This is a genomic window from Variovorax sp. PDC80 (genome assembly GCF_900115375.1).
In the GTDB taxonomy this organism is placed as follows: Bacteria; Pseudomonadota; Gammaproteobacteria; order Burkholderiales; family Burkholderiaceae_C; genus Variovorax.
Window position 1 is genome coordinate 767,105 of sequence record NZ_FOWG01000001.1, and the last position, 17,259, is coordinate 784,363.

General features: G+C 70.8%; 17 protein-coding genes. 9 read left to right on the top strand and 8 right to left on the bottom strand.

The window, feature by feature from the left end; all coding sequences use genetic code 11:
* Nucleotides 1-86 precede the first annotated feature (86 nt).
* From BM109_RS03405 to BM109_RS03435, 7 genes are all read right to left on the bottom strand, one after another.
* Complete coding sequence (locus tag BM109_RS03405) at nt 87-1,436, bottom strand: dicarboxylate/amino acid:cation symporter (protein WP_057591534.1); 1,350 nt, start codon at nt 1,434-1,436, stop codon at nt 87-89.
* Nucleotides 1,437-1,825: 389 nt separating this feature from the next.
* Complete coding sequence (locus tag BM109_RS03410; RefSeq protein WP_093340541.1) at nt 1,826-2,785, bottom strand: NAD(P)H-dependent flavin oxidoreductase; 960 nt, start codon at nt 2,783-2,785, stop codon at nt 1,826-1,828.
* Entirely contained in the window at nt 2,782-3,792 is a 1,011-nt protein-coding gene (locus BM109_RS03415) for an NAD(P)H-dependent flavin oxidoreductase (RefSeq protein WP_093340543.1), read from the bottom strand. The genes BM109_RS03410 and BM109_RS03415 overlap by 4 nt, the downstream gene beginning before the upstream one ends.
* A gap of 6 nt (nt 3,793-3,798) precedes the next feature.
* Nucleotides 3,799-4,905: a CaiB/BaiF CoA transferase family protein gene (locus BM109_RS03420; protein ID WP_093340545.1), complete on the bottom strand. Its 1,107-nt coding sequence runs from the start codon at nt 4,903-4,905 to the stop codon at nt 3,799-3,801.
* The gene (locus BM109_RS03425) at nt 4,902-7,037 is read right to left on the bottom strand and encodes an acetate--CoA ligase family protein (RefSeq protein ID WP_093340547.1); all 2,136 of its coding nucleotides are present in this window, start codon (nt 7,035-7,037) and stop codon (nt 4,902-4,904) included. Before BM109_RS03425 ends, BM109_RS03420 begins: the two co-directional genes overlap by 4 nt.
* A 13-nt stretch (nt 7,038-7,050) precedes the next feature.
* Entirely contained in the window at nt 7,051-8,202 is a 1,152-nt protein-coding gene (locus BM109_RS03430) for an acyl-CoA dehydrogenase family protein (protein WP_093340548.1), read from the bottom strand.
* Between the two features lie 60 nt (nt 8,203-8,262).
* Nucleotides 8,263-9,027: an IclR family transcriptional regulator gene (locus BM109_RS03435; RefSeq protein ID WP_093340550.1), complete on the bottom strand. Its 765-nt coding sequence runs from the start codon at nt 9,025-9,027 to the stop codon at nt 8,263-8,265.
* A 196-nt stretch (nt 9,028-9,223) separates the two neighbouring features.
* Here BM109_RS03435 and BM109_RS03440 point away from each other — a divergent pair, with 196 nt between their 5' ends.
* The 9 genes from BM109_RS03440 (at nt 9,224) to BM109_RS03480 (ending at nt 16,871) form a co-directional block, all read left to right on the top strand.
* Nucleotides 9,224-10,210, top strand: a complete 987-nt coding sequence (locus BM109_RS03440; RefSeq protein ID WP_093340552.1) for a Bug family tripartite tricarboxylate transporter substrate binding protein — start codon at nt 9,224-9,226, stop codon at nt 10,208-10,210.
* A 38-nt stretch (nt 10,211-10,248) separates the two neighbouring features.
* Nucleotides 10,249-10,683, top strand: coding sequence for a Zn-ribbon domain-containing OB-fold protein (locus BM109_RS03445; protein ID WP_093340553.1), 435 nt, complete (start codon nt 10,249-10,251; stop codon nt 10,681-10,683).
* Nucleotides 10,680-11,843 (top strand): thiolase family protein, encoded by a 1,164-nt coding sequence (locus BM109_RS03450; protein ID WP_093340555.1) that lies wholly within the window; start codon nt 10,680-10,682, stop codon nt 11,841-11,843. Before BM109_RS03445 ends, BM109_RS03450 begins: the two co-directional genes overlap by 4 nt.
* A gap of 29 nt (nt 11,844-11,872) precedes the next feature.
* Nucleotides 11,873-12,679 (top strand): enoyl-CoA hydratase/isomerase family protein, encoded by an 807-nt coding sequence (locus BM109_RS03455; protein ID WP_093340556.1) that lies wholly within the window; start codon nt 11,873-11,875, stop codon nt 12,677-12,679.
* Between the two features lie 50 nt (nt 12,680-12,729).
* Nucleotides 12,730-13,545, top strand: a complete 816-nt coding sequence (locus BM109_RS03460; RefSeq protein ID WP_093340558.1) for an SDR family NAD(P)-dependent oxidoreductase — start codon at nt 12,730-12,732, stop codon at nt 13,543-13,545.
* Between the two features lie 91 nt (nt 13,546-13,636).
* Nucleotides 13,637-14,818, top strand: coding sequence for a GGDEF domain-containing protein (locus tag BM109_RS03465; RefSeq protein WP_093340559.1), 1,182 nt, complete (start codon nt 13,637-13,639; stop codon nt 14,816-14,818).
* Nucleotides 14,819-14,908: 90 nt separating this feature from the next.
* Entirely contained in the window at nt 14,909-15,217 is a 309-nt protein-coding gene (locus BM109_RS03470) for a hypothetical protein (RefSeq protein WP_177239233.1), read from the top strand.
* 32 nt (nt 15,218-15,249) lie between these two features.
* Nucleotides 15,250-16,176 carry a non-homologous end joining protein Ku gene (locus BM109_RS03475; RefSeq protein WP_093340561.1) on the top strand — a complete coding sequence of 309 codons (927 nt, stop codon included), beginning with the start codon at nt 15,250-15,252 and terminating at the stop codon, nt 16,174-16,176.
* 47 nt (nt 16,177-16,223) lie between these two features.
* Complete coding sequence (locus BM109_RS03480; RefSeq protein WP_093340562.1) at nt 16,224-16,871, top strand: hypothetical protein; 648 nt, start codon at nt 16,224-16,226, stop codon at nt 16,869-16,871.
* Between the two features lie 12 nt (nt 16,872-16,883).
* Here BM109_RS03480 and BM109_RS03485 read toward each other — a convergent pair whose 3' ends face one another.
* Nucleotides 16,884-17,249: a hypothetical protein gene (locus BM109_RS03485; RefSeq protein ID WP_256222320.1), complete on the bottom strand. Its 366-nt coding sequence runs from the start codon at nt 17,247-17,249 to the stop codon at nt 16,884-16,886.
* Between the last annotated feature and the right edge of the window lie 10 nt (nt 17,250-17,259).

Genomic DNA, 17,259 nt, shown 5'->3' on the forward strand with positions numbered 1-17,259 from the left:
AGGTTAATGCAGATCGTGGTCCGCAAGGCAGGACGCCCGCGCGAGGCGGGCGTCCGAAGAAAGACCGGCGCGAACGCCGGCCCCGATCAGCGCCCGCTGCCCGCGGGCATGTGCGCTTCCTTGGCGTCGAGCACGAGCTCGGGCTCGTCGGCCTCGGCGCCGCTGCCCTGGTTCAGCTGGCTGGTCAGGCGCTCGGTGTCGAGATCGCCGGTCCACTTCGCGACCACCATGGTGGCCACGCCGTTGCCGATCAGGTTGGTCAGCGCGCGCGCTTCCGACATGAAGCGGTCGATGCCCAGGATCAGCGCCAGGCCCGCCACCGGCACGTGGCCCACGGCCGACAGCGTGGCCGCCAGCACGATGAAGCCGCTGCCGGTCACGCCGGCCGCGCCCTTCGAGGTCAAGAGCAGCACCAGCAGCAGCGTGATCTGCTGGGTGATCGACATCGGCGTGTTGGTGGCCTGGGCGATGAACACCGCGGCCATGGTCAGGTAGATCGAGGTGCCGTCGAGGTTGAACGAGTAGCCGGTGGGAATCACCAGGCCGACCACCGACTTCTTGGCGCCGAGGTTCTCCATCTTGGCCATCATGCGCGGCAGCGCGGCCTCGCTCGAGGAGGTGCCCAGCACGATCAGCAGCTCTTCCTTGATGTACTTGATGAACTTCCAGATGCTGAAGCCGTGCGCGCGCGCGATCGCGCCGAGCACCACGAAGATGAAGAACAGGCAGGTGGCGTAGAAGGTCGCCATCAGCGCGCCGAGCTGCACCAGCGAGCCCACGCCGTACTTGCCGATGGTGAAGGCCATCGCGCCGAAGGCACCGATCGGGGCCACCTTCATGATGTAGCCGACGATGGTGAACAGCACGTGCGAGAACTTCTCGATGAAGTCGAACACCAGCGTGCCGCGGCCGCCGAAGCGGTGCAGCGCGAAGCCGAACATCACGGCGAACAGCAGCACCTGCAGGATCTCGCCCTTGGCGAAGGCATCGACCACGGTGGTCGGGATCACGTTGAGCAGGAACTCGGTGGTCGAGGCCATCTTGCCCGGGCCGGTGTAGGCCGCGATCGACTTGGCGTCGAGCTGGCTCGGGTCCACGTTCATGCCGTGGCCGGGCTGCACGATGTTGATGATGACCAGGCCGACGATCAGCGCGATGGTGCTGACGATCTCGAAGTACAGCAGCGCGAGGCCGCCGGTCTTGCCGACCTTCTTCATGTCCTCCATGCCGGCGATGCCGACCACCACCGTGCAGAAGATGATCGGCGCGATGATCATCTTGATCAGCTTGATGAAGCCGTCGCCCAGCGGCTTCATCGCGGCGCCGGTGTCGGGATAGAAGTGGCCGAGCAGCACGCCGATGACGATGGCGGTGATGACCTGGAAGTACAGCGATCTGTAGAAGGGCTTGGGGGCGGATGCGGATACGTGGTCCACGGGAAATCTCCTTGAGGCCGGGGGCCGGCCGGGGCTGAACACTTGGATGGAAAGGGGGTGCGCCCGACGGGCGCGGTCGGACGGGGTCAGCGCGCCGGCGCGCCGCCGCGCGGGGCGGGGCGTGCTGGCGAAGGGGGTCGCAAGGCCGGTCGGCTGAGGGTCATGGTTGTCTCCTGGGCTCGTTGTCGCCGGCTGCGCCTTCGGAACAGGCGGCGCCGGCAGTGGAGAACACAGAGCAACGCACATGCCAGTAAAAATGGCACGCGAACCCGACTCAAGTCTTTGATTTCATTGAAGAAAATCAGGAGCCGGGAAGGCCCCGCGCCGCGCATCCGGACGCGGCCCGCGCAGGCCGTCCGGCGTTTCGGACGCGCCTTTCAGGGAAAACCCTAGGCCGATGCGGACGCGTCGAATTCCGCGCGCAGCCCGCGCACCACCTGCTCGACCGTGGCCAGCCCGGCCACGCCGCCGACCGAATGCCCGGCGCTCCACAGGTCGGCCCAGCGCTGGATCACGGCGCCCTCGGAGCCGCCGCCGAAGCGCTGGCGCGCCTCCTGCACCGACACCGTCTCGTCGAGCGTCGCCGGATCGAGCCCCGCGTTCAGCACCGAGGGCCGCAGGAAGTTGGCTGGCAGGCCGGTGAAGGCGCGCGTGGTCATCACGTCGTCGAGCGAGCTCGCGGCCAGCATCTTCTTGTAGGGCGCCGAGGCCAGGCTCTCCTCGGTGGCGATGAAGCGCGTGCCCATCGAGCCCAGGTCGCAGCCGAGCACGGTGGCCGCGCGCAGCGCCACGCCGTCGGGCAGGCCGCCGGCCAGCACCAGCGGGCCATCGAAGAAGGCGCGCACCGCGCGCACGAAGGCGAAGGGATTGGCCCAGCCGGTGTGGCCGCCGGCGCCCGCGGTCAGCAGCACCAGGCCGTCGGCGCCGGCCTCGATGGCGCGCTCGGCATGGTGCACCGAGGCCACGTCGGCCAGCACCAGGCAGCCGCCGTCGTGCAGCGCGGGAATCACCGCTGCGGGCGAGCCCACGCTGGTGATCACGAGTTCGGCCCGATGCCGCACGATCAGCTCGACCTCGGCGCGCACGCGTGCCGGGTCGCGCCGCATGATCAGGTTGGGGCACCAGGGCGCATGCGCGGTGCCGGCATCGCGCGCCGCGGCCGCCTCGTCGTTGAGCCGCGCCATCCAGCCCGCGAAGGCCTCGAGCGATTCCGCATTGGCGGTCGGGAAGGCACCGACCACGCCGGCGCGGCAGGCGGCCGACACCAGTTCGATGCCCGACACGCGCAGCATGGGCGCGGCGATCGCGGGCACCGCCAGGCGGTCGAGGAAGGGCAGGCGCTGCGTCATGAGGGCTCCGGTGCGGGGGACACGAGGGAAGGCAGGCGCGCGAGCGAGGCCCGTGCCTGCGCCAGCAGCTCGGCCACGATGGCCGCCAGCGGCTCGATGCGCCGCGCGAAGGCGATCGAAGGCCCGAGCGACACCATGCCGCGCTGCCAGTCGCCCTGCGCGTAGCAGTGGTCGCGCGTCGCGCGGCCGTCGATCAGCGTGCCGAAGGCGGCGTGGTCGGCCGCGCCCGCGCGCTCGATCGCCTCGACCTCGCGCGCGGTCTCATTGCGCAGCACGCGCCAGGTGTTGCCCAGCGAGTGCAGCAGCCGCACGGTGGACTGCTCGTCGCAGTCGAGCAGGTGCCGCTTGTAGGCCGGATGGGTGGCGACCTCCTCGGCCACCAGGAAGCGGCTGCCGATCAGCACGCCGTCGAGGCCCTGCGCGAGCACGGCCGCGAGCTGGCGCCCATGGCCGATGCCGCCGGCCAGCACCACGGGCACGCGCAGCTGCTCGGCCGCGAGCGCGCCCAGCAGCATGGTCGGCAGCTCGTTGGCGCCCGGATGGCCGCCCTCCTCCATGCCGACCAGCGCCACCGCATCGGCGCCCGCGCGCTCGGCCGCGAGCGCATGGCGCAGGCCCGGCGCCTTGTGGAGCACCACCGCGCCGGCCGCGTGCAGGGTGCCGATCAGTTCGCCGGGTGCATAGCCCGCGGTCTCGAAATGGCGCACGCCGTGCGCGAGCGCGATCTCCATCCAGCGCCGCACCGCCGTGTTGGCCTCGGGCCGCTTCGAGAGCGTGAGGTTCACGCCGAAGGGCCGCCCGCGCGTGAGTTCGCGGCATTGCACGAGCGCGGCCGCGAAGGCCGTGTCGTCGGCGAAGGAGCGCGGCGTGACGAAGCCCATGCAGCCGGCATTGACCAGCGCGGCCACGTAGCGCGCATCCGACAGCCACATCAGCCCGCCGCCCAGGATCGGATGGTCGATGCCGAACAGCTCGGTGATGCGGGTGCAAAAGAGCGGTGCCGTCATGGCCGCTCAGCCGCGCGAGCTGTCGAGCCGCGGCGCGCCGCCGAGCCCGCCGGGTACGACGCCCGCCATCGGCACCGGATAGCGCACGAGCGCGAGCGTGGCATCGCCTTCGAACTTGCCGCGCTGCGCGAACTGCGGCAGCGCCGCGAGCGCGGCCGGCTCCACCACCGGCGCCACCGGCACGTCGTGCCGCTGCAGCAGCGCAAAGGCGTCGTCGGCATCGAGTGCGGCCAGCGCCTCGGCCAGCCGCGCATTGATCGCCGGCGCCACCTTCTTGCGCGCGCCATGCGAGCGGAAGGCCGCGTCGCCATAGGGCGAGAGATCGAGCGCCTCGCACAGGCGGGCCCAGAAGTGGTCCTCGAGCGCGGCCACCGACAGGTGCCTGCCGTCGCGGCAGAGGAAGGCGCCGTAGGCCGCCTTCACCAGCGTGGCCTCGCGCTGCGCGGCCAGGTCCGCATCGCCCGACGAGCGCCAGGCGCCGAGGCGCGGATTCATCCAATGCAGCGCGCAGTCGGCCAGCGCCACGTCGAGGTGCTGGCCCTGGCCCGTGTGCTGGCGCTGCAGCAGCGCGGCCAGGGTGGACGACAGCGCATACATCGCGCCGCAGAGGTCGGCCACCGGCAGGCCGAAGCTCTGCGCCGGGCCGCCGCCGGGCACGCCCGAGACCGCGAGCACGCCGGCCGCGCCGAGGTAGTTGATGTCGTGTCCCGGCAGGTCGGCCCACGGCCCCTGCTGGCCATAGCCGCTGAGCGACACATAGACCAGCCGCGGAAACTCCGCGCGCAGGCTCTCGGCATCGAGCCCCAGCCGCGCCATCACGCCGGGCCGGTACGACTCCACCACCACGTCGGCCGTGGCGATCAGCGCGCGCACCTCGGCGCGCTGCGCCTCGTCCTTCAGATCGACCAAGAGGCTCTGCTTGCCGCGGTTCACGGCCTCGAACACGCCCGGCCCCATGCGCCGCACGTTGTCGCCATGCGGCGGGCGCTCGATCTTGATCACGCGCGCGCCGAGCTCCGCGAGGTTCTGCGTGAAGAAGGGGCCGGGCAGCAGCTCGCTGAAGTCGACCACCACGATGCCGGCCAGCGGCGGCGTTGCGAGGTCCCGCGTCATGCCGGCACGCGCTCGATGATCACGGCGTCGAGCGGCAGCGCGCCCTCGCCCACCGCGCCCACCCAGACCGGGTTGAGGTCCATCTCCTCGATGCGGTCGGCATTCGCCACCACGAAGTCCGACACGCGCAGCAGCAGTGCCTCGAGCGCCGCGAGGTCGGCCTTGGGCCGGCCGCGCGCGCCGTCGAGCAGCGCGAAGCTGCGGATCTCGCGCACCATCGCCGCCGCGTCGCGCGGGCCGATCGGCAGCATGCGCCGCGTCACGTCGCGCAGCACCTCGACGTAGATGCCGCCGAGGCCGAAGGTCATGACATGGCCGAACACCGGGTCGCGCGTGACGCCCACCATGAGTTCGGTGCCGCCGCGCGGTGCCATCTTCTCGATCAGCAGGCCGTCGACCGTGGCCTCGGGATGGTGCTTCGCGGCCGCGGCCATGATCTCGCGCCAGGCCTCGGCGACCTGGGGCGCGTCCTGCAGTCCCACCTTCACGCCGCCGATGTCGGACTTGTGGACGATCTGCGCGCTCGCGATCTTCGCGACCACGGGGTAGCCCATGTCCTCGGCCAGCGCATGCGCCTCCGGCGCCGATCGCGCCAGGCCCTGCGGCAGCAGCGCGATGCCGGCTTCCTTCAACTGCGCCTTGGCCTGCGATTCCGACAGGCTGCGCGTGGCGAATCCGCCCTCGGGCGCGCGCGTCGGCAGCACCGGCCGCGCCTCGGGGTTCGACGGATTCGCGCGCTTCCAGCGCCCGTACTCGACCCAGCGCGCGATCGCCGCGATCGCCTTGTTGACCGAGCGCGGCGGCGCGAAGCCGGCCGCCACCAGCTTGCGATAGCCCTCGCCGAGCCGGTCGCTCATCCAGATCGGCACGATCGGCGAGGCGCTGTCCTTCTGCGCATTGATGATGTTGTCGGCCATGCGCGTGGTGGTCTCGCCGTAGTCGAGCGCGATCGGCACGATGGTCAGGCCCGTGTGCGGATCGTTCGCCACGCAGCCCAGCGTGGTCTCGACCACGGTCTTGTCGCTGAGCACCATCGCCGTGGTGTCGACGGGGTTGCCGATGGCCGCGTAGTCGGGCAGCTTGGCGCGCAGCACCGCCGTGGTCTCGGGCGCGAAGCTGGCCAAGGTGAGGCCGGCGGCGCCCACCGCGTCGGCGGTGAGCGCCGCCGTGCCGCCCGAGGAGCAGTAGATGCCCAGCGCCTCCTGCGCCCCCGGCATGGCGCGCGCGAACAGCCAGGCGGTGTCGACCAGCTCGTCGATGTCGTCGACCTCGATCACGCCGAACTGGCGGAACACCGCGCTGTTGACCTCGGCCGAGCCCGTGAGCGAGGCGGTGTGCGACTGCGCGGCCTTGCGCCCGTACTCGGAGCGGCCCACCTTGAGCCCGATCACGGGCTTGCCGTTGGCCGCGCAGCGCTGCACCGCGGCAGCGAACTTGGCGCCGTCCTTGATGCCCTCGAGCAGCGTGACCACCACCTTGATGTCGGGTGCGTCGGCCATGTAGTGGATGAAGTCGGCCACCTGCAGGTCGACCTCGTTGCCGGTCGAGGCCCACAGGCCGATGCCGATGCCGCGCTCCATCGCCTGCATCACGTTGCGGCCCAGGCCGCCGCCCTGCGTGGCCAGGCCGATCGGGCCCTTCGTGAGGTCGTGCGGGAACGAGGGCGAGAAGGTCAGTCCCAGCCGATGGTTGACGTTGGTCAGCCCCGGGCAGTTGGGGCCGTACAGCCGCAGGCCGCCGCGCGCGGCGATCTCCTTCATGCGCTGCTGCTCGCGCTCGCCTTCCTCGCCGGCCTCGCCGAAGCCCGAACTCAGGATCACGGCGAAGCCCACGCCGCGCGCCGTGCATTCCTCGATCACGGCCAGCACACCGCTCGCGGGCACGGCGACCACGGCCACGTCGGGCGTGGCGGGCAGCGCGGCCACGCTGGGCCAGCACCGGCGGCCGCGAAGCTCGGCCTTGGTGGGATTGACGAGGTAGACCTCGCCGTCGAATTCGGAGTGTTCGATCAGGTTGGTCAACGTGCGCTCGCCGATGCTGCCTTCGCGCTCGGAGGCGCCGACCAGCGCGATGGAGCGCGGGCGGATCAGCCGCGCGATGTCGACCGGGCGCGTGTCCTGGGTGCCTTGCATTGCGGTGCTCCCCTCAGGCGATCGCGGACATGCCGAGGATCTCGCGCCCGACGATCAGCGTCTGGACCTCGGTCGTGCCCTCGGGAATGGTGCCGCCGCGGGTGTCGCGGAAGATGCGCTCGATCGGGTAGTCGGTGGAATAGCCGAGCCCGCCATGCACCTGCAGCGCCATGCTCGCGACCTCGTGCGCAGCCTCGGTGGCATAGAGCTTGGCGATCGAGCAGGCCATGCGCGCGTCGTCGGCATTGGCGTCGAGCGCCGCCGCCGCGCGCAGCGCCAGCGCGCGCGCCGCCTCCACGCGCACCGTCATGTCGACGATGAGCTTCTGCACCAGCTGGAAGCTGCCGATCGGCTTGCCGAACTGGGTGCGCGTGCGCGCATAGTCGATCGACAGCTCGAGCGCCGCACGCGCGGCGCCGACCGCGCCCATCGCGATGTTCACGCGCGCGCCGTCCAGCCCCACCAGCATGCGCTTGAGCGCGCTGCCCTCCTCGCCCAGCAGGTTCTCGCGCGGCACCTTCACGTTGTCGAAGCTCAGCTCGGCGGTGCCGGTGCTGCGCAGCACCATGGTGTCGACGCGGCGCGCCTCGAAGGGCGAGACCTCGCGCTCCACGAGGAAGGTCGACAGCTGCCCCTGGCAGTCGGGGCTGAAGGTGCGCGCCACCACGATGCCGAAGTCGGCGAAGGCGCCGTTGGTGATCCACAGCTTGCGGCCGTTGAGCACGTAGTGGTCGCCCTGCAGGTCGGCGCGGGTCTGGATCTGCGCGATGTTCGAGCCGGTGCCGGGCTCGCTGATGGCGGTGAAGACGCGGCGCTCGCTCGCCAGCAGCGGCTCGAGAAACCGCTTCTTCTGTGCCACCGTGCCCTCGCTCGCGATCTTGTGGATCGGCCCGTTCGTGATGTTGAGCATGGTGCGCAGCGACAGCCAGGTGTGGCCCGCCTCTTCCATCAGCATGGCCCAGGTCATCTGGTCCAGGCCCATGCCGCCATCGGACTCGGGCAGGCGGCCGCCGATGTAGCCGAACTGCGCGAGCTGCTTCAGGATCTCGAACGGGAAGGTCTTCTCCACGTCGTGCTTCGCCACCAGGGGCGCCACCTCGCTCTTCATGAAGCGCCGGATGCTGTCGCGCAGCAGTTCCTGGTCGGCGTCGGGGGTGAAATTCATCGAGATGTCTCCTGTGGCGTTGGATGGAAAGGGACGCACGCCGGGCGCCCGGCCCTCGGTCTACGAGGCGCCGGGCTCCCGGGCGTTGCGGGGACGGAAGACCAGCGCCTGCACTTCCTGCAGGGCGGCCAGGAAAGGTTCGCGCTGCTGGCGCAGGCGATCGGTGGGGCCGGCGACCGAGAGCGCGATCGGCTCGCCGCCCACGTAGCCGGCGACGGCCAGGGCCGAGAGCCCGTCGCCGCCTTCGTTCTCGACCCAGATCCAGCCCTGCTCGCGCGCGCGCGCCACCTGCGCCTCGAGCGCGGCGAGGTCGGTGATGGTTCCCTCGGCGAGCTGGCGCAGCGGCTTCAGGCGCAGCTGGCGCGCCGCCTCCTCGGGCGTGCCGAGCGCCAGCGCCGCCTTGCCGAGCGCCGAGACGTGCAGGCTCAGCTTGTCGCCGGGGTTCTGCATGTAGCGCAGCGGATGGCGGCCCTCGAAGAAGGCCAGCACCTTGACCACGCCGCCCTCGACGCGGCCGACCAGCCCGGTCTCGCCGGTCTTGTCGCGCAGCAGCTCGGCGGCTTCCGAGGCCACGGCATAGAGCGGGTCGCTGGCCGAGATCTCTTTGGCCACGGCCAGCAGCCGGGCGGTTGGATAGAAGCGCCGGCTGCGCGCGGTGCGCAGCAGGTAGCCGAGCTCGTGCAGCGTGTGCAGCAGGTCCGAGCAGCTGCTCTCGGGCAGGTCCATGAGCCGCGCCAGGTCGGAATTGGAGAGCTCGCGCTTTTCGCGCGCGAACAGCTCGAGCAGCGCCATGGTGCGGGCGGCGGCGGGGACGAGTGTGGGCATATTTCCTCCGATATTTCGTAGAGACCCACGAATATTAACGAAGGGACGGTCTAGAACTTCCATTGGTGACGGGCAGTTTCTTCCGATACGGGTTTTCCGGCATCGGCGGATTTCCTCTTGTTTTTCTACGAATGGTCGAAGTATATTGCGATTACTCGTAGATAAACGAGACCCAAAACAAACCCGGAGACAAGGCATGCAGAAGTTCTGGAAGACAGCATTCGTGGGGCTGGCGGCCGTGTCCGCCCTGCTCGGCGGCACCGCCCGGGCGGCCGGCGAGGCCTGGCCCACCAAGCCCATCACCTTCGTGGTGCCGTTCACGCCGGGCGGCATCACCGACAACACCTCGCGCGTGCTCGCGAAGATCGTGGGCGACAAGCTGGGGCAGCCGGTGGTGGTCGACAACCGGCCCGGCGCGGGCGGCTCGATCGGCGTGGAGGCAGCCTCGCGTCAGGCGCCCGACGGCTACACCCTGATCTACGGCACCCAGGGCACGCAGGCGGCCAACCTCGCGCTCTACAAGAACATCCGCTACGACCCGGTGAAGGACTTCGTGCCGGTGCACGCCATGTCCGAGACGCCGCTGATCCTGGTGATCAACCCGAACCGGCCGTTCAAGACCGTGCCCGAACTGATCGCCTACGCCAAGGCCAACCCCGGCAAGCTCAACTTCGGCTCGGCCGGCCCGGGCACCGGCACGCACCTGACGGCCGAGCTGTTCCAGGTCGCCACCGGCACCAAGATGACCCACGTGCCCTACAAGGGCAGCAGCCCGGCGCTGACCGACCTGATGGCCGGCAACCTCGACCTGATGTTCGACTACCCGGTGGTGGTCATGCCCTTCGTGCAGGCCGGCAAGCTCAAGCCGCTCGCCATGACCGGCCGCGCGCGGCTGTCGGTGATGCCCGAGGTGCCCACCGTGGGCGAGCTCGGCTTCCCGCGCGCCGAGTCCTCGGCCTGGAGCGCGGTCTTCGTGCCCGCGAAGACGCCGCCCGAGGTCGTGAAGAAGCTAGGCGATGCGATCGCGCTGGCCATCGTCGACCCCGAGATGCTGCAGGTCACCGAGAAGTTCGGCAGCGTGCCGCTCAAGGACCTGCGCGACGCGAAGCTCGGCGAGTTCGTCAAGACCGAGATGGTGCGCTGGCGCGAGGTGGTGCAGCAATCGGGCGCCCGCATCGACTGACCCCACGCCTCTTCCTTCCCTCCGCGACTCTTTCCTCCATGACCCCAGACCTGACCACGCTCCAGCCCCTGCGGCCCACGCTCTACCGGCTCGCGGCCGACGGCCGCTCGCTCGACTTCCTGTTCGCCCAGTGCCCGCAATGCCGGCAATTGAGCTTTCCGGCCAACGCGCCGGGCTGCATGCACTGCGGCCACGCCATCGATGCCTCGGCGCAGGTGGCAAAGCCCGGCGGTGGCACCTTGCTCGAGTACGTGACCCTGCACGTGCCGATGGTGCCGGGCCTGAGCGCGCCCAGCATCGCGGGCGACATCCGCATCGCCGAGCAGGTGGTGGAGGAAGGCGTGATCGGCGTGGCCGACGAAAGCCTGCTCGCGCCGGGCATGGCGTTGCGCGCGGTGGCGGTGCCGCTGCCCTCGGGCGAGCACTACGGCTGCCACTTCGTGCCGGCGGATGCGCAAGGAGCGGCGGCATGAGCAGCAGCAACTGGCTGGCCGGCAACGGCGGCGTCTACGTGGTCGGCATCGGCCTGCACCCTTACCAGTTCCCGAGCGACACGCCCTACACCCACCTGGGCCTCACGGCCGTGCGCGCCGCGCTGGCCGATGCCGGCCTGGCCTGGCAGCAGGTGCAGGCCGCCTACGTGGGCACCACCTCGATCGGCATGGCCGCGGGCCGCGTGATGCTGCGCCACCTGGGCGCGACCGGGCTCGCGGTGACGCAGGTCGAGAACGCCTCGGCCTCGGGCTCCTTCGCCTTCCGCCAGGCCTGCATGGAAGTGGCGCACGGCATCAGCGACGTGGTGCTCGCGATGGGCGTGGACAAGCATGGCGACGGCCGCCGCGCGGCCAACAAGGACGGGCTCGAACGCCTGAGCGACACCGCCACCATCCCGGCCGTGAAGTTCGCGCTGATGGCGCGCAGCTACCTGCGCGAGCACGGTGGCGGCATGGCGTCGATGGCGAAGGTAGCCGTCAAGAACCACGGCAACGCCGCGCTCAACCCCTACGCGCAGTTCCGCAAGCCGCGCACGCTCGAGCAGGTGCTGGCCTCGCCCAAGGTGGCGGGCGACCTCACGGTGCAGCAGTGCTGCCCGCGCGGCGAAGGCGCCGCCGCGGTGCTGCTGGTGTCGGGCCAGGCGCTGGCGCGGCTCGGGCTGGATCCTGCGCGCTGCGTGCGCGTGCACGCCTCGGCCGCCAGCAGCGAGCGCGACGAGACCCGCTACGGCGACGGCCCGATCGAGCTGGTGCGCGACAGCGCGCGCGCCGCGCTCGAGCAGGCCGGCATCGGCGCCACCGAGCTCGACCTGCTCGAGCTGCACGACGCCTTCTCGGTCGAGGAACTGCTCTACAGCGAGGCCGTGGGCGTGTGCCAGCCGGGCGAAGGCGCGGCCTACCTCGAGCGCGGCGACTCGCGCATCGGCGGGCGCTGTGCCATCAATGCCTCGGGCGGGCTGATCGGCATGGGCCATCCGCTCGGGCCCACGGGCATCGGCCAGGTCGCCGAGATCGTGCGCCAGATCCGCGGCGAGGCCGAGGGCCGCCAGCACCCGGCCGCGCGCTGGGGCATGGCCCACATGATCGGCCTCGGGTCGGTGGCGATCGCGCACGTGCTCGGCGGCACGGCGCGCGGCTGAAGAACAGACGACACAGGAAGAAGCTCCCCATGAACCCGAACACCCCTGCCCTCGAAACCCTGCTGTACGAAGTGCGCGGCAACGTCGCCGTGGTCACGCTGAACCGGCCCGATCGCATGAACACGCTCGGCGGCTCGATGAAGCCCGACCTCGCGCGCGCCTTCTTCGACTACGCGCGCGCCGACGAGCGCGTGCGCGCCGTCCTCGTCACCGGCAGCGGCGAGCGCGCCTTCTGCGCCGGCGCCGACATCAAGGAACGCGCGGGCCACGCCACCCTCGGCACCGACTACTTCGTGACACAGAAGGCCACGCACGACCTGTTCCGCAACATCGAGGAGTTCGAGAAGCCGGTGATCGCCGCCATCAACGGCGTGGCGCTCGGCGGCGGGCTCGAGATCGCGCTGTGCGCCGATATCCGCCTGGCCTCGCAGGCCGCGCGCTTCGGCCTGCCCGAAATCAAGCTCGGCGTGATTCCCGCGGCCGGCGGCACGCAGCGGCTGCCGCGGCTGATCGGCGAGGCGCGCGCCAAGGAGCTGATCCTCACGGCCGACCTGGTCGACGCCGACACCGCGCTGCGCTACGGCATCGTGAGCCGCGTGCTGCCGCAAGCCGAGCTGATGCCCGCCGCGCTCGAGATGGCCCAGCGCATCGCCGAGCATCCGCCGCTGGCGGTGCGCTTCGCCAAGCGCGCCATCAACCGCGGCATGCAGACCGACCTCGACTCGGGCCTCGAGTACGAGCGCTACGCGGCCGCCATGATCATCGACAGCGAGGACCGCAAGGAAGGCATGCGCGCCTTCGTCGAGAAGCGCAAGCCGGTGTTCACCGGCCGCTGAGCCCTTCCCTCCATTCTTCCCCATCCCCTACAAGACAAGGAACGCATCCCATGAAACTCGGATTGGAAGGCCAGGTCGCGCTGGTCACCGGCGGCGGCCAGGGCGTCGGCCGCCAGATCTGCATCGAGCTCGCGGCCGAGGGCGCGCGCGTCATCGTCAACGACCTGTTCGCCGACCGTGCCGAAGCGGTGGCGGCCGAGATCGCGGCCGCCGGCGGCCAGGCGATCGCGGCGCCGGCCGACATCACGCGCGCCGACCAGGTCGAGGCCATGGTCGCCAAGGGTACGGCGCACTTCGACGCGCCGGTCAGCGTGCTGGTCAACAACGCCGGCATCATTCCCGAGCGGCGCGAGAAGGGCGGGCGCACGCCGCCCTTCCTCGACATGCCCATCGAGGACTGGGCCAAGATCGTCAACCTCAACGTCTACGGCACCATGCACTGCTGCCGCACCGTGCTGCCGGGCATGGTGGCGCGCAAGGGCGGGCGCATCGTCAACATCATCTCGGAGGCCGGGCGCATCGGCGAGGCCAACATGGCGGTGTACTCGGGCGCCAAGGCCGCGATCGCCGGCTTCGGCAAGGCGCTGGCGCGCGAGCACGGCCGGCACGCGATCACCGTCAATTCGGTCGCGCTGGGCGCGGTCTCGCACGCCGGCATCAAGGACGGCCCGCTGCGCGTGGACGCCACGGTCGAGAACGACGAACGGCTGCCGAAGATGCTCAACGTCTACCCGATCGCCAAGGGCGTGGGCCGGCTCTCGCGGCCCGAGGACGTCTCGGGCGTGGTGGCCTTCCTGGCCTCGGACCGGGCGCTGTTCGTCACCGGCCAGACGCTGGGCGCCTCGGGCGGTTTCGCGATGTTGTGAGCGCGCGTTCCTGAAGATCGGGCCGCGCCCAGGGTTCTCCCGCAGCCCCGCGCCGGCACGGGCTGCGCGCGGCAATGCAGAATCCGGTCCCATGGCTGCGCTGCCTTCCGTCCTCGACCCCCGTTCCGTCATCATGCTGGCGGGGCTGATGGGCGTCGTGATGTCGGTGGTGGTGTTCTTCATGCGCCGCAGCTACCCGGCCACCATCCAGGGCCTGCGCGAGTGGGCCTGGGCGCCGCTGGTGGCCTTCGTCAGCACCCTGCTGTTCGCCGCGCGCGACGTGCTGCCCGACTTCCTCACCATCGTGGTCGCGAACGTGGTGCTGTTCGAGGCCTGCCTCCTCTACTACGCCGGCAGCCAGCGCTTCCTGCACGGCCGCAGCGACACCGCCGGCTGGCACGGCCTGACCGTGCTGATGGCCTGCGCGCTGTTCTGGTTCAGCGAATTCAAGCCCGACTACGAGATCCGGCTGGTGATCGTCACGGCGCTGGTCGCCGCCCTGTTCTTCAACCACGCGCTGCTCTACATCCGCAACCGCGGCCGCGTGCTCGGCATGCGGCTGATGATCGTGCTGCTGCTGCTGCAGGCGCTGGTGGCCCTGGCGCGGCTGGTGTCGGCGCTGCTGGGCATGGCCGGCGTCGGCCTGATGGACGCGACCCTGCTGCAGTCGATCTACATCTCGATGTACTCCTTCACCGTGCTGCTGCTGTCGATCGCCGCCATCCTGATGGCGACCGACCGCATGCATTCGGAGTTCGAGTTCCTCGCCACCCACGATCCGCTGACCGGCGTGCTCAACCGGCGCGCGCTGCTCGACGCCTGCCAGGCCCAGCTGGCCGCGGCCGGGCGCGACGGCGGCTCGAAGACGCGGCGCATGGCGCTGCTGATGATCGACGTCGACCACTTCAAGTCGATCAACGACCGCTTCGGCCACCAGACCGGCGACGCCGTGCTGCGCGAGGCCGTCGGCCGCATGCAGCGTGCCATCGGCGGCCACGGCCTGCTCGGGCGCTATGGCGGCGAGGAGTTCGTCGTGATGCTGCCCGAGGCCTCGCCCGCCGAGGCCACCGAACTGGCGGCGCGCGTCAAGGCCAGCGCCGGCGAGGCCTTCCCTCCCGACTCGCCGCTGGCCGCCGTGGGCGCCTTCACCGTGAGCATCGGCGTGGCGCCGCAGCAGCCGGGCGCCGACATCGACGACATGCTCGGCCAGGCCGACGAGGCGCTGTACCGCGCCAAGTCGCTGGGGCGCGATCGCGTGGTGCTGGCCGGCTGAGCGCGGCCGCATCGGCTGCGCCCTCCTTCCGACGCCATCAGCCGCCGGCTTCCTACGCCCGACAGCAGCTCGGCTGCGCATCGTGGTGCCATGTCCCTGCTCCCGCTTCGCCGTCTGGCGGTGTTCGTCGAGGCGCCCGATGACGGCCGCTTCGAATGGGTGCTGGGCGAGCTCGACGCCGACGACCACGTGCAGACGATCGCCCGTGCGCGCCGCGGCGTCGACAGCTACCAGCGCGCGATGGCGGCCGGCCTGCTGAAGCTGCAGCAGCAGGTCGAGGACCTCGACGCGGGGCCGAGGGAACAGACCCCGGCCGACGAGGACGAGGACGACAGCGCCGAGGCCTCGGCCCGGCCCGCGCCGCGCGGCACGGCCTTCGGCTTCGGCCGGCCTTCCTGAACCGCCCCCACCACCCATCACGAGGACCCACCATGGCCACCGGCACCCGAACCCTCTGGAAAGGCGCGATCACCTTCGGCCTGGTCCACATCCCCGTCGGCCTGCACACCGCGAGCACCGAGCAGGGCGTGGACTTCGACTGGCTCGACAAGCGCAGCATGGACCCGGTGGGCTACAAGCGCATCAACAAGCGCACCGGCCGCGAGATCGACCGCGACAACATCGTCAAGGGCGTCGAGTACGAGGACGGCAAGTACGTGATCGTCTCGCCGGCCGAGATCGAAGCCGCCTTTCCGCGCACCACGCAGACCATCGAGATCGAGCGCTTCATCGATGCCAACGACATTCCCTTCGTCTACCTCGAGCGGCCCTACTACGTGGCGCCGATCAACAAGGGCCAGAAGGTCTACGCGCTGCTGCGCGAGGTGCTCGTGAAGACCGGCAAGGTCGGGCTCGCGAAGGTGGTGATCTCGACCAAGCAGCACCTGGCCGTGCTCGTGCCCTCGGGCAAGGCGCTGGTGCTGAACCTGATGCGCTGGGGCGACGAAGTGAAGTCGCTCGAGGGTCTGGAGCTGCCGCCCGAGGGCGTGAAGAGCGCGAGGATCACGCCGGCCGAGATGAAGATGGCCGAGCAGCTGGTCAAGGACATGTCGGGCGCCTGGGACCCCGAGGACTTCCAGGACGAGTTCAAGCACGCGGTGATGAAGATCGTGCAGAAGAAGGTCAAGGCCGGCGACACCGAGACGGTGATCGAGCCCGAGGAAGAGGCACCGGGCCCGGGCGCGAAGGTGATCGACCTGACCGAGCTGCTGACGCGCAGCCTCAAGGGCGCGAAGGCGGGGGCCGCCGCGAAGAAGGGCGCGCGCGCGGCGCCCAAGGCGGGGAAGACGGCCGCGAAGAAGACGGCGCGTGCGAAGGCGGCGCCGGCCAGGAAATCGGACGAGCGCAAGGCGGCCTGACGGGCGCGAGGGGGACAATCGGGCCCTCGTCCGAGAAGCCCGCTCCCATGTCGCCCACCCCGTACCTGTTCCTTTCCCTCTCGACCTCGCCAGCCTCGGACCGGCCGGACACGCATGCGCGCTGCCTCAATGCCGCGGGCCGCTGGGCGGTGCACGGCACGGCGGACGCGCCGCTGCTCGCCTGGCACGCGGACCAGGCCGACGAAGCGCGCGCCGCCGCCGAGCGCGCGGCCCGGGCCCAGGGCCGGCGGGTCGAGGTGCTGTCGCGCGGCGATGCCACCTGGGAGGAAGGGCGCGAGATCCGCCTGTTCAGCGAAGCCGCGGCATCGGCGCTGCTCGGTGCGGCCGCCCCGAGCGAAGCCAGGGCCCGCCGCCTGCGCGTGGAGACCGACAAGCTCGAGGCCTTCTGCCTGGTGGTGCGCCAGGCCTCGGCCGCGACCGACCATGAGGCATTCATGCGCATCAGCCGCGCCGCGGGCAAGGCGCTGCAGGTGCGCTTCGGCGGCGGATCGGTCTCGTCGGCCTCCACCTGGCTGGCCGGCCCCAAGGGCCAGGAAGCGCTGCAACACGTGCTGGCCGGCGAAGCCGAACTGGCCGGGCGGCTCACGCTGCGCGAGATCGCCGAGACCGTCGCGCTGGCCCAGCAGACCGAACGCCTGCGCCTGGAAGCCGAGCACCCGGGCACGCTGCACTGAGCCTCGCGGCGCTCAGCGCGTCGGCTCCGACGCCGAAGACAGCCGCCGTATCTGCGCCTTCGCGATCGCCCGCCGCGCGAGCGAGCGCGAATTGCCCATGAACCATTCGTAGGTCGCGATGGCGGCCAGGGTCTCGCCGCGTTCCTCGAGCTCGATGGCCTCCGCCATGCAGCGCGCGAACAGCAGGATGGCATCGCGCTCGCGCGCCGGCGCGGCCAGCGAGCGGAGCCGGAGCTCGGGCTGCACGAGGTGGATCTGCCGCTGCACCTCCATCACCTCGATCAGCGCACGGCCTATTCTTTCGATGTTGTCGGACAGGGGTTGGAGCCGGGTCTTGTGGGCGTCGTCCGCCGCCTGGTCCAGCAGGTGCGAAGCCACTCGCAGCAAT